The organism is Streptomyces sp. NPDC002643 (assembly GCF_053592555.1).
On record NZ_JBSFVY010000005.1, the window covers coordinates 259,772 to 279,825 of the forward strand.

13 protein-coding genes and 1 pseudogene are annotated in these 20,054 nt (G+C 70.4%); 9 read left to right on the forward strand and 5 right to left on the reverse strand.

The features are described 5' to 3' along the window. Nucleotides 1-81 precede the first annotated feature (81 nt). Nucleotides 82-876 carry an SAM-dependent methyltransferase gene (locus tag ACWD4G_RS10105; protein WP_451292103.1) on the forward strand — a complete coding sequence of 265 codons (795 nt, stop codon included), beginning with the start codon at nt 82-84 and terminating at the stop codon, nt 874-876. A gap of 34 nt (nt 877-910) precedes the next feature. Here the strand turns inward: ACWD4G_RS10105 and ACWD4G_RS10110 are convergent, their stop codons facing one another. Both ACWD4G_RS10110 and ACWD4G_RS10115 read right to left on the reverse strand, forming a co-directional pair. After that, nucleotides 911-1,597: a UdgX family uracil-DNA binding protein gene (locus ACWD4G_RS10110; protein WP_451292105.1), complete on the reverse strand. Its 687-nt coding sequence runs from the start codon at nt 1,595-1,597 to the stop codon at nt 911-913. Next, nucleotides 1,594-4,304: pseudogene (locus tag ACWD4G_RS10115) on the reverse strand (FAD-binding and (Fe-S)-binding domain-containing protein). The gene ACWD4G_RS10110 and the pseudogene ACWD4G_RS10115 overlap by 4 nt, the downstream one beginning before the upstream one ends. Nucleotides 4,305-4,633: 329 nt before the next feature. On the opposite strand from ACWD4G_RS10115, the gene ACWD4G_RS10120 reads away from it, so the two are divergent. After that, a complete protein-coding gene (locus ACWD4G_RS10120) occupies nt 4,634-5,068 on the forward strand; it encodes a Fur family transcriptional regulator (protein WP_451292107.1) in 435 nt (144 codons plus the stop codon). A gap of 34 nt (nt 5,069-5,102) precedes the next feature. Next, the gene (gene katG, locus ACWD4G_RS10125; protein ID WP_451292109.1) at nt 5,103-7,295 is read left to right on the forward strand and encodes a catalase/peroxidase HPI; all 2,193 of its coding nucleotides are present in this window, start codon (nt 5,103-5,105) and stop codon (nt 7,293-7,295) included. Between the two features lie 179 nt (nt 7,296-7,474). On the opposite strand, the gene ACWD4G_RS10130 is transcribed toward katG, so the two are convergent. The 3 genes from ACWD4G_RS10130 to ACWD4G_RS10140 form a co-directional block, all read right to left on the reverse strand. Further along, nucleotides 7,475-8,491 (reverse strand): Gfo/Idh/MocA family protein, encoded by a 1,017-nt coding sequence (locus tag ACWD4G_RS10130; RefSeq protein ID WP_451292111.1) that lies wholly within the window; start codon nt 8,489-8,491, stop codon nt 7,475-7,477. A 79-nt stretch (nt 8,492-8,570) separates the two neighbouring features. Beyond that, on the reverse strand, nt 8,571-9,590 hold the full coding sequence (locus tag ACWD4G_RS10135) for a sugar ABC transporter substrate-binding protein (protein WP_451292112.1): 1,020 nt from the start codon (nt 9,588-9,590) through the stop codon (nt 8,571-8,573). A 263-nt stretch (nt 9,591-9,853) separates the two neighbouring features. Next, nucleotides 9,854-11,143 (reverse strand): CaiB/BaiF CoA transferase family protein, encoded by a 1,290-nt coding sequence (locus ACWD4G_RS10140; RefSeq protein ID WP_451292114.1) that lies wholly within the window; start codon nt 11,141-11,143, stop codon nt 9,854-9,856. Between the two features lie 263 nt (nt 11,144-11,406). Between ACWD4G_RS10140 and ACWD4G_RS10145 the strand changes: the two genes are divergently transcribed. From ACWD4G_RS10145 to ACWD4G_RS10170, 6 genes are all read left to right on the forward strand, one after another. Further along, entirely contained in the window at nt 11,407-12,567 is a 1,161-nt protein-coding gene (locus ACWD4G_RS10145) for a LacI family DNA-binding transcriptional regulator (RefSeq protein ID WP_451292116.1), read from the forward strand. Nucleotides 12,568-12,751: 184 nt separating this feature from the next. Continuing rightward, nucleotides 12,752-14,137: an ABC transporter substrate-binding protein gene (locus tag ACWD4G_RS10150; protein ID WP_451292118.1), complete on the forward strand. Its 1,386-nt coding sequence runs from the start codon at nt 12,752-12,754 to the stop codon at nt 14,135-14,137. Between the two features lies 1 nt (nt 14,138). Continuing rightward, nucleotides 14,139-15,080 carry a carbohydrate ABC transporter permease gene (locus ACWD4G_RS10155; protein WP_451292120.1) on the forward strand — a complete coding sequence of 314 codons (942 nt, stop codon included), beginning with the start codon at nt 14,139-14,141 and terminating at the stop codon, nt 15,078-15,080. After that, nucleotides 15,077-16,003 (forward strand): carbohydrate ABC transporter permease, encoded by a 927-nt coding sequence (locus ACWD4G_RS10160; RefSeq protein ID WP_451292122.1) that lies wholly within the window; start codon nt 15,077-15,079, stop codon nt 16,001-16,003. The genes ACWD4G_RS10155 and ACWD4G_RS10160 overlap by 4 nt, the downstream gene beginning before the upstream one ends. A gap of 69 nt (nt 16,004-16,072) precedes the next feature. Then, nucleotides 16,073-18,229 (forward strand): beta-galactosidase, encoded by a 2,157-nt coding sequence (locus ACWD4G_RS10165; protein ID WP_451292124.1) that lies wholly within the window; start codon nt 16,073-16,075, stop codon nt 18,227-18,229. 19 nt (nt 18,230-18,248) lie between these two features. Beyond that, on the forward strand, nt 18,249-20,054 hold the full coding sequence (locus ACWD4G_RS10170; RefSeq protein ID WP_451292126.1) for an RICIN domain-containing protein: 1,806 nt from the start codon (nt 18,249-18,251) through the stop codon (nt 20,052-20,054).

The following is a 20,054-nucleotide window of genomic DNA, read 5'->3' on the forward strand; positions in this document are numbered from 1 at the left end:
CCCGACGGCCCCGCACGATCACGACTGCCGTGATCTTGCTAGCTTGGTTGACTGCTACACCTGTCAACACGGGGAGTTTCCATGCCACATGACCGTCCGGTGATCAACAGCGGGGTGCCGCACTCGGCCCGTATCTGGAACTACTGGCTCGGCGGCAAGGACTGCTACGAGATCGACCGACAGGTCGGTGACGAGATACGCCGGACGAACCCCCAGATCGTCGACATCGCCCGTGCGCAGCGCGCGTTTCTGCGCAGGGCTGTGGAACGGCTGGCCGGGGAGGTGGGCATCCGTCAGTTCCTCGACATCGGCACCGGGCTGCCCACCGTCGACAACACCCATGAGATCGCCCAGCGGATCGCCGGTGACGCGCGCATCGTCTACGTCGACCACGACCCGACCGTCCTCGTCCACGCCACGGCCCTGCTGACCAGCACCCCCGAGGGCGCCACCGCGTACATCGACGCCGATCTGCGCGACCCCGGCACCATCCTCGAACGCGCCGCCGAGACGCTGGATCTCAGCCGCCCGGTCGCCCTGATCCTGCTCGGTGTCGCCGCCCACGTACCCGACGACAGCGTGTACGGCGTCGTCACCCGGCTGCTCGACGCGCTGCCGTCCGGAAGCCATCTGGTGTTCGCCGACAGCACGGAGGTGTACCGGCCGGAGGCGATGCGGGCGATGGTCGAGCACTGGAACAAGACCAGCGACAACCCGCGCGTCAACCGCTCCCCCGAGCAGCTCGCCCGGTTCTTCGACGGGCTCGAACTGCTGGAGCCGGGACTGATGTCGGTGGCCCAGTGGCATGCCGAGAAGGGAGAGTCGGCCGAACCGTGGGAAGTGGACTGCTTCGGCGGAGTGGGCCGCAAGCCGTAGGCCCGGCCCGGTGCCGCTGCGGCTGCGGCTGCGGCTAGGTGCCTGTCTCGCCCAGTGCTCGGGCCGCCACCTTCAGGTCGGCCACCAGTCCCGCGTAGGCGCTGTCGCGGTCGTCGGCGCGGAGTACGGCCGAGGGGTGGAGGGTGGCGACGACGTGCGGTCGGTCGCCGTCCCGGTCGTCGTCCTGGGCCGTTTGGGGCGGCTCCATGGTGAGCAGGGCTCCCCTGTCCTTGGTGACCCGGAAGGAGCCGCCCATCAGGGCCTTGCCCGCGGTCGCGCCGAGGGCCACCACGATCTCGGGTCGGACCAGGCGCAGCTCGGCCTCCAACCATGGGCGGCAGGCGGACAGTTCACGCAGGTCGGGGGCCTTGTGGATACGGCGTTTGCCGCCGCCCGCGGTCCGCGTGAACTTGAAATGCTTGACCGCGTTGGTGAGATACGTCGAGTCCATGTCGATCCCGGCCTCCTCCACCGCCCGACGCAGCAGCCGCCCGGCCGGTCCGACGAACGGCTCCCCCTGTCGGTCCTCCTGGTCCCCGGGCTGTTCACCGACGAGCATGAGGCGCGCGTGGGCGGCGCCCTTGCCGAAGACGGTGCCGGTGGCGTTCTCGTACAGGGGGCAGCCCCGGCAGTCGGCCGCCGCCCTCCGGTGCGCGGCGAGACCGCCACGGCTCGGCAGATAGGGGCTCGCGTCGTAGACGCGCTGTTGGGTGGGGCTCATGCGAGGCCACCTCCTCCGGAGTGTGGTGCGAGGCCCGTGGTCAGCAGTTCCGCCAGGTGGACGGCCTCGTGGCCGCCGCTGTCGAGTTCATGGATCTGGGTGCGGCAGCTGAAGCCGTCGGCGAGGACGACGGTCTCCTCGTCCGCCTCGCGCAGCCGGGGCAGCAGCACGCTCCCCCACGCTCGAATACGCTCGCGCGGGGGCACCCCCATCGCGCAGGCCCGGCTGACGTCGAGGTGGCCGCGTTCGAAGCCGAAGTTGCCCGCGAGGCCGCAGCAGCCGGACTCCAGGTGCTCGGCCTCCACACCGGCACGGCCCAGCAGCTCCTGGTCGGCGCCCCAGCCCAGGATCGCGTGCTGATGGCAGTGCACCTGGGCGAGCGCCCGCGACGCGTGCGCCGGTCCCCTCGGCGGCTCGTACCCGGGGCTGTGCTCGGTCAGCAGCTCGGCGAGCGTCACCGTCTGCCGCCCCAGCCGCCGTACGTCGTGGTCACCGGGGAACAGCTCCCCGGCGTCGGAGCGGAAGACGGCCGTGCAGCTGGGCTCCAGCCCGACCACCAGTCCACCGGCGCGCACATGCCGGGCCAGCGCCCGGACCGTACGCCTCAACACGCGTTCGGCGATGCCGAGTTGACCGGTGGAGATCCAGGTCAGACCACAGCACAGCGCACCGCCGGGCAACTCGACCCGCCAGCCCGCGTCCTCCATCAACCGCACCGCCGCCCGCCCTACCTGCGGATGGAAGTGATCGGTGAAGGTGTCCGGCCACAACAGGACCGTGCCGCGCGAGCTGTCGTCGTCCGGTACGGCCCTCCTCGCGAACCACCGTCTCAGCGTCTCCCCCGCGAACGGCGGCACCTCCCGGTTCTCCACGCCCGCCGCGGCCGCCGCGGCGCGGGCGAGCGGCGCGATACCGGTGAGGGCGTTGACCAGTGGCCCCAGCCGGGCGCGGGACACGGCTTCGGCCGCGAGCGGAGCCAGCCCAGGGTGAGGTCGGAGCGGGGGCGGTGCCAGGGGCGGCCCGCGTAGTGGTGGGCCAGGAACTCCGCCTTGTAGGTGGCCATGTCCACGTCGGCCGGGCAGTCGCTCTTGCAGCCCTTGCAGGCCAGACAGAGGTCGAGCGCGTCGCGGACCGCCTCGGAGCGCCAGCCGTCCCGGATCGCGCTGTCGCCGTGGCCGTCGAGCATCTCGAACAGCAGCCGGGCCCGTCCGCGTGTGGAGTGCTCCTCCTCCCGCGTGACCTGGAAGGACGGACACATCACCGCCCCGCCCTTGTTGGTGAGCTGCCGGCACTTGCCGACGCCGACGCAGCGGTTGGCGGCCTCGGCGAAGGAGCCGCCGTCGTCCGGGAAGCGGAAGTGGAGGTCCTTCGGGTCGTAGGGGGCCCAGTCGGCGCCGAGCCGCAGGTTGTCGTCGAGGGGGTAGGGGGCGACGACCTTGCCGGGGTTCATCCGGTTCAGCGGGTCGAAGATCGCCTTGAGGCGCCCGAACGCCTCGGACAGTTCCGGGCCGAACATACGGGGCAGCAGTTCGCCTCGGCTCTGTCCGTCGCCGTGCTCCCCGGAGAAGGAACCGCCGAACTCCACCACCAGGTCGGCGGCGCGTTCCATGAACCGCCGGTAGGCCGCCACACCGTCGGCGGTGTACAGGTCGAAGGGGATACGGGTGTGGACGCAGCCCTGGCCGAAGTGACCGTAGAGGCTGGGGCCGGTGTCGCTCTGGTAGCCGAACTCCTCGTACAGGCCGCGCAGTCGGCGCAGATAGTCGCCGAGCCGTTCGGGCGGTACCGCCGAGTCCTCCCAGCCCTCGTACGGCAGGATCGCGGGGACGGCGTCGGCGGCCCGGTCGACGGCGGGGAAGCCGAGCACGACCAGGGTGCGCTCCTTGACGACGGGGACCAGTTCCAGTTCGGCCCGCAGGACGGTGACCAGGGTGGATTCGCTGCCGACGAGGAGGCCCGCGATGTCGAAGCCGTGTTCGGGCAGGAGGGAGTCGAGGTTGTAGCCGGAGACCCCGCGCGGGATGTCCGGGTAGCGGCGGCGGATCTCGTCGGCGTAGGTGTCGCGCAGGGCGCGCAGCCGTCGGTAGAGGGTGGCGCGCGGATCGCCGTGGCGTTCGATCTCGGCGTACTCCTCGTCGTCGGTCTCGCCGCACCAGAAGCGGGTGCCGTCGTGGAGGAGGACCTCCAGGCGGGCGATGTTGTCGACGACCTTGCCGGTGCGCTGGGCGGTGGCGCCGCAGGAGTTGTTGCCGATCATGCCGCCGAGCGTGCAGTTCATATGCGTGGCGGGTTCGGGCCCGAAGCGCAGACCGGTCGGCGCGAGCAGGCGGTTCAGTTCGTCGGGGACGATGCCGGGCTGGACGACACAGGTGCGGGCCGCCTCGTCCACGGACTCCAGGCGGGTGCAGTACTTGGACCAGTCGATCACCACGGCCGTGTTGGCGCACTGCCCGGCGAGGCTGGTCCCGCCGCCCCGCGAGAGCACGGGCGCGCTGTGCTCCCGGGCGACCGCCACGGTCTCCACGGCCGCCTCGGGGGTGCGGGGGACGACCACGCCGATCGGGGTCTGCCGGAAGTTCGAGGCGTCGGTCGAGTACGCGGCCCGGCTCCCCGCGTCGAACCGCACCTCCCCGTCCACCCGCGCGCGCAGCGCCCTCTCCAGCGCGGCCGGGTCCAGCACCGGCGCATCCACCCCTGCGAGCCCCATGAACACCTCCTCGCACCACCGCCGCACGACTCGCATCACCACCGGTGACCCGCGGTCGCCCCGGGCGGTGACCGGCCGGCGGCCCGGTCGTTGGTCGGGCGACCGGGTACCCGCGAGGCCCCCCGGACAAGCGCCGTACGGGGCCCGCGCCGCTTGCGGGCCGCCGCCGGGACCGGGCGGGCGCGGCTCGGTCGGCGCAGGCGGGACGGCACAGGCGGGACGGCACATGACCGCCACGGGCGGGCGCCGGCGAAGCGCCATACGGACTTCCAAACTTGGATCGCTCGTTTTCTTGAACTGTTCGTGTTTCTGGCTGTAGGTTGTTCGCCATGACCGCATCCCCGACTCCGACCACCGCCGAGGAGCTGCGCGGTGCCGGCCTGCGGGTGACCGCGGCGCGTGTCGCGCTGCTGGATACCGTGCGGGACGGCGACCACCTCGGCGTCGAAGCGATCGCCTCCGGGGTTCGCGATCGTGTGGGCCACATATCGCTGCAAGCCGTGTACGAGGCACTGAACGCGCTGACCGAGGCGGGCCTCGTCCGCCGTATCGAGCCACCCGGCAGTCCGGCCCTGTACGAGGGCCGCGTCGGGGACAACCACCATCACCTCGTGTGCCGGTCGTGCGGGGTCGTGGTCGACGTCGACTGCGCGGTCGGCCACGCCCCCTGCCTGACCGCGTCCGACGACCGCGGCTTCGCCATCGACGAGGCCGAGGTCATCTACTGGGGCCTGTGCCCCTCCTGTTCCACCGCAAGCAGTTAGCACCGAGATCCCCCGTTTTGGAAGGATTCCCCCAATGTCCGAGAGCAACGTCCCTGCCGAGGCGAAGTGCCCGGTCGCGCACGACCGTGCGGCGCATCCGACCCAGGGTGGCGGGAACCGCCAGTGGTGGCCGGAGCGGCTCAACCTGAAGATCCTCGCCAAGAACCCCGCCGTGGCGAACCCGCTCGGGGAGGAGTTCGACTATGCCGAGGCGTTCAAGAACCTCGACCTCGCCGCCGTCAAACAGGACATCGCCGAGGTGCTCACCACCTCGCAGGACTGGTGGCCGGCCGACTTCGGCAACTACGGCCCGCTGATGATCCGTATGGCCTGGCACAGCGCGGGCACCTACCGCATCAGCGACGGCCGCGGTGGCGCCGGTGCCGGTCAGCAGCGTTTCGCCCCGCTGAACAGCTGGCCGGACAACGCCAACCTGGACAAGGCCCGCCGTCTGCTGTGGCCGGTCAAGAAGAAGTACGGCCAGTCCATCTCCTGGGCCGACCTCATGATCCTCACCGGTAACGTCGCGCTGGAGCAGATGGGCTTCACCACCTTCGGCTTCGGCGGCGGCCGCGAGGACGTCTGGGAGGCCGAGGAGGACGTCTACTGGGGTCCCGAGAAGATCTGGCTCGACGACCAGCGCTACAGCGGCGACCGTGAGCTGGAGAACCCGCTCGGCGCCGTCCAGATGGGCCTGATCTACGTCAACCCGGAGGGCCCGAACGGCAACCCGGACCCGATCGCCGCGGCCCGCGACATCCGTGAGACGTTCCGCCGTATGGCGATGAACGACGAGGAGACCGTCGCCCTCATCGCCGGTGGTCACACCTTCGGCAAGACCCACGGCGCGGCCCCCGACAGCCACGTCGGCGCCGACCCCGAGGGCGCCACCATGGAGGACCAGGGCCTCGGCTGGAAGAACAGCTACGGCACGGGCAAGGGCGGCGACACCATCACGTCCGGCCTGGAGGTCACCTGGACCGCCACGCCCACGCAGTGGAGCAACGGCTTCTTCAAGAACCTCTTCGAGTACGAGTACGAGCTGAGCGAGTCCCCGGCCGGCGCCAAGCAGTGGGTCGCCAAGGACGCCGAGGCGATCGTCCCGGACGCCCACGACCCGTCGAAGAAGCACCTGCCGACGATGCTCACGACCGACCTGTCGCTGCGCTTCGACCCGATCTACGAGCAGATCTCGCGTCGCTTCTACGAGAACCCCGACCAGTTCGCGGACGCCTTCGCCCGCGCCTGGTACAAGCTCACCCACCGTGACATGGGCCCGAAGTCGCTGTACCTCGGCCCGGAGGTCCCGGAGGAGACCCTGCTCTGGCAGGACCCGCTGCCCCAGGCCGAGGGCGAGGTCATCGACGCCGCCGACATCACGGCGCTCAAGGCCAAGCTGCTCGCCTCCGGCCTCGGCGTCTCCGACCTGGTCTTCACCGCGTGGGCGTCGGCCTCGACGTTCCGCGGCAGCGACAAGCGCGGCGGTGCCAACGGCGCCCGTATCCGCCTGGAGCCGCAGCGCGGCTGGGAGGCCAACGACCCCGACCGGCTGCGTCACGTCCTGAGCGTCCTGGAGGGCGTGCGGTCGGAGTTCAACTCCGGTGCCAAGAAGGTCTCCCTGGCCGACCTGATCGTCCTCGGCGGTGCCGCCGCCGTGGAGAAGGCCGCCAAGGACGCCGGCTTCGACGTGGAGGTCCCCTTCACGCCGGGCCGCGTGGACGCCACCGAGGAGCACACCGACGCCGAGTCCTTCGCGGCGCTGGAGCCCACCTCCGACGGCTTCCGCAACTACCTGGGCAAGGGCAACCGCCTCCCCGCCGAGTACCTGCTGCTCGACCGGGCCAACCTGCTCAACCTGAGCGCCCCCGAGCTGACCGTCCTCGTCGGTGGTCTGCGTGTCCTCGGCGCCAACACCGGCCAGTCCACGCACGGTGTCCTCACCAAGACCCCGGGCAAGCTCACCAACGACTTCTTCGCCAACCTGCTCGACCTGGGCACGACGTGGAAGTCGACCTCCGAGGACCAGACCCTCTTCGAGGGCCGTGACGCGGCCACCGGCGAGGTCAAGTGGACCGGCACCCGTGCCGACCTCGTCTTCGGTTCCAACTCCGAGCTGCGTGCCCTCGCCGAGGTCTACGCGAGCGACGACGCCAAGGAGAAGTTCGTCAAGGACTTCGTCGCGGCGTGGGTCAAGGTTTCCAACCTGGACCGGTTCGACCTCGTCTGATCCTCCTCGGTGATCGCTGATCGCTGACCGCTGATCACCGGACACGGCGTCCGGGCCGGCCCCTACGGGTCGGCCCGGACGTTTTCGTGTGCCGCGTGGGCGAGGGCCGACGAGTCGCCTCGGCCGTGGCCGGTCGCCGCCTCGGCGGTCGCTCGTCGCATCGACGGCGCCTCCGCTCCTCAGCGATAGAGGACCGGCCGTTCGACGATGTCCACCTCCACCCGGCGGCCCTCGGTCTGGGACCTGACACCCGCCTCGCAGATCGCGGCGACGGTGTAGCCGTCCCAGGTGCTGGGGCCGGTGACCTCGCCCCGGCGGGTGGCGTCCACCCATGCCTGGACCTGACGGTCGTAGGCGTCCTCGAAGCGCTCGACATAGCCGGGGGTGACCGTGCCGCCCCAGCGTCCGGCGGCGTTGACGAGCAGGTCGTGGCCGTCGCCGATCCGGGCCGTACCCCGCTCGCAGACCGCCTCGGCCTGGACCTGGTAGCCGTAGCGGGCGCTGAGGAAGATCTCGACGTCGACCAGGGCGCCCCCATCGGTCTCGAAGATCACGAACTGGGGGTCCAGCAGACCTTCGGGAGCGTGGTCGGAGGGCCGGGGCCGCATCACGGTGACGGCGGTGATCTCCTGACCGAGGAGCCAGCGGGTGGCGTCCATCTCGTGTGCCACCGAGTCGTTGATGATCATGGCGTTGGTGAAGCCGGGCGGGGCGGCTGCGTTGCGGTGCCGGTTGTGCAGCATCAGCGGGCGGCCGAGTTCCCCGCCGTCCAGGAGCGCCTTGAGCTTGACGTACTCCTGGTCGTAGCGCCGCATGAAGCCCACCTGCACCCGGCGGTGGCCCAGCCGTCGCTCGGCCTCCAGGACGCGTAGCGCGGAGGCGGGGTCGGGGGTGAGGGGCTTTTCGCAGAGTACGGGCAGGTCGTGCTCGAAGGCGGTGAGCAGGGCCGCCTCGTGGGCGGGGCCCGGGGAGGCGACGAGTACGGCGTCGACGCCCGGCGAGGCCAGGGCCTCGCCGGTGGCGGCGAAGGCGGCGCAGCCCACGCGCGCCGCGACCGCCCCGGCCCGGTCGATGTCCACGTCGACGACGGCGGCCACATGGGCGCCGCTGATCACCTCGCTGATCCGGCGTGCATGGTCGGCGCCCATCCGGCCGGTGCCGATGACCGCGACACCGAGTGAGCTCTGCTGAGACATGCCGTCCTTTCACGTCGTGGACACCTCGTGGCAAGCCGTGGCGGGCCGGGGGATGTCGTGGGGAGTCCTGAGGTCCCCGCTAGCGGGTGCCCTTGGTCGCGAACTCGGCGATCGTGTCGACGTTGGACTTGTCGACGAAGGCCGGGCCGGTGAGGACCGGCTGCTCGCCGCCGCCCATGTAGTTGCCGTTGGTCTTGTACAGCCACAGCGAGTCGACGGCCAAGTAGCCCTGGAGGTAGGGCTGTTGGTCGACGGCGAACTCGATGTCGCCCTTCTCGATGGCTCCGGTCAGCTCCTTGTTGAGGTCGAAGGTGGCGACCTTGGCGTCACTGCCCGCGTCGTCGACGGACTGGACGGCGGTCAGCGCGAACGGGGCGCCGAGGGTGACGACCTCGTCGATGGAGCTGTCCTGCTTCAGCTTGGCGGTGATGGTCGACTTCACCGAGGGCATGTCGGAGCCGTTGACATAGAGGTTCTCGGTCTCACCGGAGAAGCCCTTCTTCACACCGGCGCAGCGGGCCTCCAGGGCGACATGGCCCTGCTCCTGGATGACGCAGACGGCGTGCTTGGCGCCGCTCTCGCCGAGCCGCTTGCCGAGGGCCTCACCGGCGATCTGCTCGTCCTGGCCGAAGTACTCCAGCAGGCCCTGTTCCTTCCAGTCGTCCACGCCGCTGTTGAAGCCGACGACGGGGATGCCGGCCTTCTCCGCCTTGGCGATGACGTCCTTCATGGCCTCCGGCTTGGCGAGGGTGACCGCGATGCCGTCGACCTTCTGGTCGATCGCGTTCTGGACGAGGTTGGCCTGGTTGGCGGCGTTGGCGTCGTTGGAGTAGACGAGCTTGACGTTGTCCTTGGCGGCCGCCGCCTCGGCGCCCTTGCGGATGATGTCCCAGAAGGTGTCGCCGGGGACAGCATGCGTGATCATCGCGACCGTCATCCGGGGGGTGTCGGCCTTGCCCGCCGAGGCACCCGACCCGCTCTCCTCCGCCTCCTTGCCACCGGAGCCGCTGGAGCATCCGGCGAGCACGAGGGCCGCCGCGGCGGCGACGGCCGCGATGGGGGCGAGTCCGCGGGAGCGGGAGGAGAGTGAACGGTTCATGTCTGGGCACCTCGCTGTGCTGACTGGAGACCTGTGGGGGCCGGGGATGGTCGCGGGTGACGGGGAGTGGTCCGCGGGTGACCGGGGCGCGCGGAGCGGAAGCGCTCCGGGGCGGCGTCGTCGATGAGGTTTCCCTCGCCGGTCTGTGCATCGTACGGCAGCCGCCGCGAGCGGGACCGTGGCCTGCGACGCGCACCGCGCCGAACCGCGTGCTCGGGCGCTCCTCGCCGCCGGCAGTGAGGCCGAGGGCGACCGGCCGGCGTTCAGACCGCTCGCTCGGCGCGCAGCCGGGCCCGGCCCTCCGGGTCGTAGCCGAGTTCGGCCAGGATGCCGTCGGTGTGCTCGCCCGGTGCCGGTACGGGGTCCATGCGGGGTGGTACGCCCGCCAGGTCGGCCGGCGGGACGAGCGCGGGGACCTGGTTGCCGCCGGGGATCGGGACCTCTCGCCATCGGTCCCGGGCACCGAGTACGGGGTGGGCCAGGAACTCCTCGATGTCGTTGACACCGGCGTTGGCGATGCCCGCCTCGTCCAGGAGCCCCGTCACCTCGGCGCTCGGGGACCGGGCGAACCGCTCGGCCACCACGACGTTCAGTTCGGCGCGGTGGGCGACCCGGGCGGAGGCGGTCGCGAAGCGCGGATCGTCGGCGAGGCCGGGGTCCCCCAGGAACCGTTCGCAGAGGGCGACCCATTCGCGTTCGTTCTGGATGGAGAACAGGACGTCCTTGCCGTCGGCGCAGGTGTAGGCGCCGTACGGGGCGATGGTTGCGTGCTGGGTGCCGATCCTCGGGGGCTGGGTGCCGCCGAAGCGGGTGTAGTACGCGGGCTGGTGCATCCACTCCGCGAGCGCCTCGAACAGCGACACCTCGACAGCCCTCGCGACGCCGGTGGTGGCGCGGGCGAACAGGGCGGTGAGGATACCGGAGTAGGCGTACATCCCGGCGGCGATGTCGGCGACGGAGATACCGACGCGGGCGGGTTCCTCGGGGCCGCCGGTGAGCGAGACCAGGCCGGTCTGGCACTGGATCAGCAGGTCGTACGCCTTGCGGTCGGACCAGGGGCCGGTGGAGCCGTAGCCGGTGATCGCGCAGGGGATCAGCGACGGGAAGCGCTCGCGCAGCGCGTCCGCGCCGAGGCCCAGACGAGCGGCGGCTCCGGGCGCCAGATTCTGTACGAACACATCGGCGCGCCCGAGGAGTTGCTCCAGGACCCGGCGTCCGGCCGCAGACTTCAGGTCGAGGGTCAGGGACTCCTTGGAACGGTTGAGCCACACGAAATAGCTGGACTCGCCGTGCACGGTGGTGTCGTACCGCCGGGCGAAGTCACCGCCGCCGGGGCGCTCCACCTTGATGACCCGGGCGCCGAGATCGGCCAGTTGACGGGTCGCGTACGGTGCGGCGACCGCCTGCTCGACGCTGACCACGGTGATACCGGCGAGCGGCAGCGCGGGGGACGGCGAGGACGGGGACGGGGTGACCGCGGACGCGTCGGTCCCGCTCCGAGTCCCGCTCTCGGTCCCGCTCAAGGGTGCGCGCTCGTTGCTGCGCTCGGTCATGCGATGGCCTCCGGGACGGGCTTCTCGGGTCGGCGCCCCGCCGACGTGGAGTGCGGCGGAGCCGGGTGCGGCGGTGCTCGGTGATTCCTCGGGACATCATGAACGCTCGCTCCCGATCCGTCCCGACCCCTTGACGCCGCCCATATGACTGCGTAGACATGACAGCGCAGACATGACTACGCAGTCAGCCAGACGGTGCAAGGCATCCGTCCGGTATCCGTCTGACATCATTGGCGCGATCGTTCGGCCGACCGGGAGACACCATGACGCGAGGAACAGGGCGGGACGGGACTTCCGCGGCGCCCCGCAGCGTGGATGTGGCCCGGCTGGCCGGGGTCTCGCAGAAGACGGTGTCGCGGGTCTTCAACGACGAGCCGTATGTCTCGGCCGAGGTACGCGGACGTGTGCTGGAGGCCGCCGAGCGGCTCGGGTACCGGCGCAACAACGCCGCCCGGGCGCTGGCCTCGGGGCGGACGCGTTCGATCGGCGTCGTGACGCTGGGCACGGCGCTGTACGGGCCCGCGTCGCTGCTGATGGGCGTGGAGCGGGTCGTCCGGGACACCGGTTACGCGCTCCGCGTGGTCAACACGATGGAGGGCGACCCGGCGGGTGTCGCCGGCGCCGTGGACTCGCTCCTCGATCAGGGCGTGGACGGCATCGTCATCTCCGAGCCGATCGACGAGCGGACGGACGGAGAGGACGGACAGGGCGGACACTCCGGAGTGGCCGGAGTGGCCGGAGTGGCCGGAGTGGGTGGAGCGGCCGGAGAGGGCGGAGCGCGGGCCGGCGGTCCGGTCTCGTCCCTCCGGGTCGACGTCCCCGTCCTCGTCATCGGCGCCCCCTCCCCCGTCACCGCGCCCACGGTGCTGACGGCCGGGGACGGCGCCGATCTGATGGCCCGTACCGCCACCGAGCATCTGCTGGCGCTCGGGCATACGACGGTCCATCATCTGGCCGGACCTCAGCGGTGGTTCGCCGCCCGGGACCGGCTGGAGGGCTGGCGCACCACGCTCGTCGAGCACGGCAGGGACACACCCGCGGCCGTCGAGGGCGACTGGTCGGCCGCCTCCGGGTACGCGGCGGGACGTGAACTCGCCGCGAACGGTGAGGTCACCGCGGTGTTCGCCGCGAACGACGACATGGCGATCGGCCTCATCCGCGCGCTGACCGAAGCGGGGCGGCGCGTCCCGGACGACGTGAGTGTGGTCGGCTTCGACGACATCCCCGTCGCCGCCTTCGTCACTCCTCCGCTGACCACGGTGCGGCAACCGTTCGACGCCGTGGCCCAGGAGGGGCTGAAGCGTCTGGTGCACACCATCGAGAACCCGGACGCCGATCCCCTGCCGGCGAGCGACCCACCGGTCGACCTCGTGGTCCGTACGTCGACCGCACCGCCGCCCGGCGGGAGCCGTCACCTGAGCTGAGCCACCGGCTCCGCCCGCCCCCCCTTTTTGCCTCTCCTCTCCCCTTTCCCTCTGGTCGGCCGCGCCCTCTTTCCTGTCGTGCGCTGCCCGCCTCCTCCGACATGCCTCCGCACGGCCTCGCCAGGCGTGCCCTCACCCTCATCACCGGCGGGAGTTCACCATGCCCCGATCCATGCACCGACCCATGTCCATGTCCGCGTCCGGCCGTTCCACCATGAGCCGCCGGCTGTTCCTCACCGCCACGGGCGCCCTGTCGCTGGGCGCCGCGCTGACGGCGTGCGGCGGCGGTGACTCCGGCGGTTCGTCGGCGTCCGCGAAGCCGGTCAGCCAGGCCGACATCGACAAGGCGATGAAGACACCGACCGAGCTGACGTTCTGGACCTGGGTCCCGAACATCGCCAAGGAGGTCGCGCTCTTCGAGAAGAAGTACCCGGCCATCAAGATCAAGATCGTCAACGCCGGCCAGGGCACCCCGCAGTACACCAAGCTGCGTACGGCGCTGAAGGCGGGTGACGGGGCGCCGGACATGGTGCAGATGGAGTACCAGGCCATCCCCACCTTCACGATCACCGACAGTCTGCTGGACCTGCGCCCCTACGGGGCCTCCGCGCTCAAGTCGCAGTTTGTGGACTGGACTTGGGGCCAGGTCAGCGGCACCGACGGTGAGGTGTGGGCGATCCCGCAGGACACGGGCCCCATGGGCATGCTGTACCGGAAGGACATCTTCGACAAGCACGGCATCGAAGTGCCGGGCACCTGGGAGGAGTTCGCGGAGGCGGCCCGCAAACTGCACAAGGCCGATCCGGACGTCTATCTCACCAACCTCGCCGCCAACCAGCCCGCCGCGTGGCACGGTCTGCTGTGGCAGGCGGGCGCCAGGCCGTATGTCACCTCCGGCAAGAGCGACATCACGATCAGCGTGGACGACGCGGTGTCGAAGAAGCTCGGCGAGTACTGGGGCGCCCTCGCCAAGGAGGGCGTCATCGGGGTCGAGCCGGACTTCACCGACGGCTGGTACGCGGCCCTGAACAAGGGCAAGTACGCCACCTGGCTCACCGCCGCCTGGGGCCCGGCGTTCCTGTCCGGCTCGGCCAAGGCCACGGCGGGCAAGTGGCGGGCGGCGCCGCTGCCGCAGTGGGACGCGGCGAAGCCCGGCTCGGGCAACTGGGGCGGCTCGACCACGGCCGTCATCCGCTCGACGAGGAACCCCATAGCGGCGGCCCAGTTCGCCCAGTTCCTCAACAGCGACCCGGCGAGCGCGAAGATGTTCGCCACCGAGCAGTTCTTCTTCCCGGCGACCAAGGCCCTCCTCGCGGACCAGGAGTTCCTCGCGGACGCGCCCTCCTTCTACGGCGGCCAGAAGGTCAACGAGCTGTTCGCGGACATCTCCTCCACCGTCGACTCCTCCTTCCAGTGGCCGCCGTTCCTCGACCAGGCGGCCACCGACTGGACCGAGACCGTCGGCAAGTCGCTGGCCGACAAGGACGACACGGTCGCCGCGCTCGGCACCTGGCAGTCGCGGCTGACGACGTACGCGAAGAACCAGGGCTTCACGGTCAAGGGGAGCTGAGATGGCCGCCACGACCGTGACGTCCACCAAGGACCGGCGCCGGGCGGAACCCGGCCCTCGCCGCACCGGCGGGCGCCGTCACCACTCCAAGGGCCCCCTGTTCATCGCCCCCTTCATGGTCCTCTTCCTCCTCCTCTTCCTCGCCCCGCTCGGCTACGCCGCCTACCTCAGCCTCTTCCAGGAGCGGCTGATCGGCGGCACGGTCTTCGTCGGCCTCGACAACTACGTCCAGGCGTTCGGGGACTCCCAGTTCCTCAGCGGCGTCGGGCGGGTGGCGCTGTTCTTCCTGATCCAGGTGCCGGTGATGCTGGTGCTGGCGCTGCTGTTCGCCCTGGCACTCGACAGCGGTCTGCTGCGCCTGGCCAAGGTGATCCGGCTCGGCATCTTCGTCCCGTACGCCGTGCCGAGCGTGGTCGCGACGCTGATGTGGGGCTATCTGTACGGCCCCGACTTCGGCCCGTTCGCCCAGCTCGGCCGGAACCTGGACCTGCCCGTCCCGGACTTCCTCAGCGAGGGCTGGATGCTCGGCAGTCTGGCGAACATCGTGACCTGGGAGTTCGTCGGCTACAACATGATCATCCTCTACGCCGCCCTGCGCACGATCCCCCAGGAGCTGTACGAGGCCGCCGCGATGGACGGCGCCGGCGCCTGGCGGATCGCCTGGTCCATCAAACTCCCGGCGCTCAGGCCCGCGTTGCTGCTCACCCTCCTGTTCTCCGTGATCGGCAGCTTCCAGCTGTTCAACGAGCCGAGCCTGCTGATGAAGATCGCCCCGGACGTGCTCACCAGCTCGTACACCGCCAACCTCTACGCCTACTCCCTCGCCTTCACCGGCCAGCAGGTCAACTACGCGGCCACGGTCTCCTTCCTCCTCGGCCTCGTCATCGTCGTCGCCTCCTACGCCGTCCTGCTGACCGCGAACCGCAGGAGGACGACCTCATGACGACGACCACCCCGACGGCACGGGTCACGAAGGTGACCGAGCCTGTCGTCTCCACGAAGCGGCGGTCTCCGGCCGCCCGCCGCAGCACTCCGCTCACCATCGCCATGCTGGCCGCCCTGGCGTACTTCCTCCTCCCCCTGTTCTGGCTGCTCATCGCCTCCACGAAGGACACCCAGGACCTGATCAACACCTTCGGCCTGTGGTTCTCGGACACCCCGCAGCTACTGGCCAACATCAAGGAGACCTTCACCCAGGACGACGGGGTCTTCCTGCGATGGCTGCTGAACACGGTGCTGTACGCCGGTGTCAGCGCGGTCGGCGCGGCGCTGCTGGCGGCGGCCGGCGGATACGGCTTCGCCAAGTTCCGCTTCCGTGGCGACCGGGCGGCCTTCAATCTGGTCCTCGGCGCGGTCATGGTCCCGACGACCGCGCTGGCGATCCCGACGTATCTGCTGTTCGCGAAGGCGGAGTTGGTCAACACTCCGTGGGCGGTGATCCTGCCGTCCCTGGTCAATCCCTTCGGGCTGTATCTGATGCGGATCTACGCCGAGGACGCCGTCCCGGACAGCATCCTCGAAGCCGCCCGGATCGACGGTGCCGGGGAGGCGCGGATCTTCTTCGGGATCGTGCTGCGGCTGCTGGGTCCCGGTCTGGTGACCGTGCTGCTGTTCACGCTGGTGGCGACCTGGAACAACTACTTCCTGCCGCTGATCATGCTCAACGACCCGGAGCTGTATCCGATCACCGTCGGTCTCTCCTCCTGGGCCGCGCAGGCGCAGAACGGCGGGGCCGGCGCCAGCAGCGACATGCTCGCCCTGGTCGTGACCGGCTCGCTGATCTCGATCGTCCCCCTCGTCGGGGCATTCCTGATGCTCCAGCGCTACTGGCAGAGCGGCCTGGCCGCCGGCGGCGTCAAGCAGTAGCTCACCGATCCTCGACTCCCCCAGCTACCCAACTCCCCCACGTCCTCTCGCTCTTCGGAGGTTTCCTTCATGGCGGCTCTGCCTGCCCGCGTCCTGTTCGGTGCCGCGTACTACCACGAGTACCGGCCGACCCATGGCACCGCACGGCCCGACGAACGCCTCAAGACCGACCTCGATCTGATGGCGGACGCGCATGTCACCGTCATCCGGGTCGGTGAGTCGGTGTGGTCGACCTGGGAGCCTACGAGCGGGCGCTTCGACCTGGACTGGCTCCAGCCCGTGCTGGACGGCGCCCATGAGCGCGGTATCTCCGTGGTCCTCGGGACACCCACGTACGCCGTGCCGCCGTGGCTGGCCCGTCAGTACCCGGAGATCACCGCCGAGTACGCCACCGGCCGGCGCCACGGCTGGGGCGCCCGGCAGGAGGTCGACTTCACGCACCCGGCGTTCCGCTTCCACGCCGAGCGGGTCATCCGGAAGATCGTCGCCCGGTACGCCGACCACCCGGCCGTCATCGGCTTCCAGGTCGACAACGAACCCGGTCTGCACCTCTTCCACAACCACGGGGTCTTCCAGCGCTTCGTGGACCATCTGCGGGACAAGTACGGGGACATCGAGACCCTCAACCGCGAGTGGGGACTGGTCTATTGGTCCCACCGGCTGTCGACGTGGGCCGACCTGTGGACGCCCGACGGCAACGCGCAGCCGCAGTACGACGTCGCCTGGCGGGAGTTCCAGGCCCGGCAGGTCACCGAGTTCATCGGCTGGCAGGCCGACATCGTGCGTGAGTACGCGCGGCCCGAGCAGTTCGTCACCACCTGTATCTCCTACACCCGCCAGGGCGTCGAGGACGACGAGCTGAGCCTCCGTCTCGACATCGCCTCCGGCAACCCGTACTACGACATGCAGGACGGCCTCCTGCTGCCCGACCCGACACCGGACGACCACGAGCAGAAGTGGAAGACCACCGGTGTGTGGGCGCTGTACCAGACCGCCGACTGGATGTTCTCCTCCCGCCAGGAACCGTTCCTCGTCACCGAGACCAACGCCGGTTCGATCGGCTTTCCCTGGGACAACCGCCCGGCGTACGACGGCCAGTGGCGGCAGGCCGCGTGGGCGCTGGTCGGGCGCGGGGCCCGGATGATCGAGTACTGGCACTGGAACACGCTGCACTTCGGCGCGGAGACCTACTGGGGCGGTGTACTGCCGCACACCGGTCGCCCGGGGCGGGCGTACGCAGAACTGGCCCGGCTGGGCGGCGAGTTCGACACCGCTGGCCCGCTGGTGGCCGGGCTCGAACCGGACGCGGACATCACGATGGTGTACTCGACGCCGAGCAAGTGGCTGATGCAGAAGTACCCGCCGCTGGCGAAGCCCGACGGCGAGCCCGACCCGGCCGCCTACCACCGCGTCTTCGACCCGCTCTATCGCGGTGCCTTCGAGGCCGGCCGCCAGGTCCGTATCGTCCACGCCCGCCAGCTGCACGACCCGCGCGGGGAGCGTGAGGGCCTGACTCCGGTGGCGGCCGCCCGCCGCCATCCCGTGCTCGTCGTACCGGCGTTGTACCTGGCCGCCGACTCCTCGCTCGACTGGTTCGCCGCGTACGCCGAGGCGGGCGGCCATCTGGTGCTCGGCCCGCGTACCGGGTACGCCGACGAGGAGGCCAGGGCCCGGACCGAACCGGCTCCCGGGCGGCTGACCGAGGCCGCCGGGGTCCAGTACGACGAGTTCAGCAATCTGACGGGCGAGATCCCGGTGCGCCCGGCGCCGGACAGCCCGCTGCGACTGCCCGAGGGCGCCGGGGCGACCCGCTGGGCGGACGGACTGACCGTCGTCGACGCCGAGGTGCTGGCCTCGTACGAGCATCCCCACTTCGGCCGTTGGCCCGCGCTCACCACGCGCCGTCATGGGGCGGGGCGGGTCACATATGTGGGTACGGTGCCCGACCGCGATCTGGGCCGGGCGCTGGCCGAGTGGCTGACGCCGACCGCCCGCCACGGCTGGGGGGAGCTGCCGGCCTCTGTCACCGCCACGACGGGCAGGGCATCCGACGGCCGCCGGGTGCACATCGTCCACAACTGGAGCTGGGAGCCCGCGAGCGTGCCCGCCCCGGTGGACCTCACCGACGCGTTGAACGACACGCCCGTCGCGGCGGGTTCTGCCCTGGACCTCGGCCCCTGGGACGTACGCGTCCTGGTCTCCGGCGCCGACCACCACTCCTCCTGACCGACCCCGAGGAAGAACCATGCGCAGAAGAAGACTCGCCAGAGCACTGGGTACGTTCACCGCCACCTCCGCGATGCTGGCGCTCACCGCGGCCAGTGCGCACGCGTACAACCCGACCGGCGGCACCCTCTACCAGCTCGGCAGCGAGCCGTGTCTGAAGGGGCGCGGCAACTGTGCCATCTACCCGAAGTCGGCGCAGCTGCCGAGCGGACGGCTGGTCGCCTCGTTCGAGAAGTCGACGGTCGTGTCGTCGTCGGGCAGCGCCGCCGGGCAGACACTGCCGGTGTACAAGAGCGACGACCACGGCACGTCGTGGCAGCCGCTGTCGGAGGTGAAGGCGCCCGCGTACCTGTCCGGCGACGCCAAGTACGCCAAGTACACGAGCAATTGGACCAACCCCTATCTGTACGTGGTCCCGCAGGACGTCGGCGACCTGAAGCAGGGCACGCTGCTGCTGGCGAGCGTGGTGTCCGGTGACGACTACTACTACAAGGAGCACAAGGCCGCCGATCCCAACTGGACGCCGTCCAACGACGGCGACCGCAAGGACCTCGCGATCGCCCTGTACTCCAGCACCGACGACGGCGCGACCTGGAAGGTCGTCAACGTCGTGGCGACCGGCGGCTGGCAGGGCGGCAGCGCGGGCGCGGTCGGGCAGAACATCGCCGCCGCGAACACCGGCAAGCAGGTGGACCCCCTGTGGGAACCGTATCTGATGGTCCACAAGGGCCAACTCGTCTGTTACTACTCCGACGAGAACGACTACACCGGCTTCGACCCGAACACCGGTGTGCCGACCCTCGATCCGGCGAACGACACGGCCACGGACTCGCACGGGCAGATCCTTGTGCACAAGACGTGGGACGGACGCAGCGCCAACTGGAGCACCCCCGTCGTCGACATCGCGGGCCTCACCCAGGACATGGGCGGCGGCAAGAGCGAGATCGGCGGTGGGCGGCCGGGCATGACGAACGTCGTGCGGACGACGGACGGCAAGTGGCTGCTCACGTATGAGTACTGGGGCGGCGGGGCCAACACGCGGTACCGGCTCTCCGACGACCCGTTCAAGTTCTACACCGGCTCACCCACCGGTACGGGCGTCAACTCGCTGCCGCTGAACAGCGGTTCGCGCGCTCTCGCCGCGAACGGCAGCCCGGTCCTCATCCGGCTTCCCGGAGGGCGCCTGGTCTACAACGCCGCGGGCAGCGGCAACGTCTGGGTCAACGAGAGCGGACGCAGCGACGGCGCGTGGACGGAGTACCAGACGACCTCCCAGGCCGGCTACAGCCGCAACCTCCAGTACGTCGACGGCACCGGCCGCGTCGTGATCCTCAACAACCAGGGCAGCTCGACGCTGAAGTTCGCCGAGGTCGACCTCGGTCAATCGGACGGCGCCTACTACCAGTTGGTGAACCGCAGGACGGACCAGGTGATCGGCACCGGGGACAAGACCAACGACGCGAACATCGGCAACGGGGATGTACCCGATGTGCGGTTGGAAGCCCCTGGCTCGGCGGCGAACCCCGACACCCAGTTCTGGCACGTGGTGACCGAGCCGAACGGCGGGATGACCCTGCTGAACAAGTCGGGTGGCCGGGCGGCGGCCATCTGGACCGGGAACGCGACGGTCGGCCAGCGGATCGGCCAGTGGGTCGACAACAGCGCCACCGGCAGCTGGAACCTGGTCAAGACCAGCGACGGGTTCTACAAGTTGCAGTCGGTGAAGAACACCAGCCTGTATCTGACCGGCGCGTCCGCCGGAGCGCCGCTGACCCTGCAGAACGCGACCTCGGACGGCTCCCAGGACTGGGAGCTCGTCCAGTAG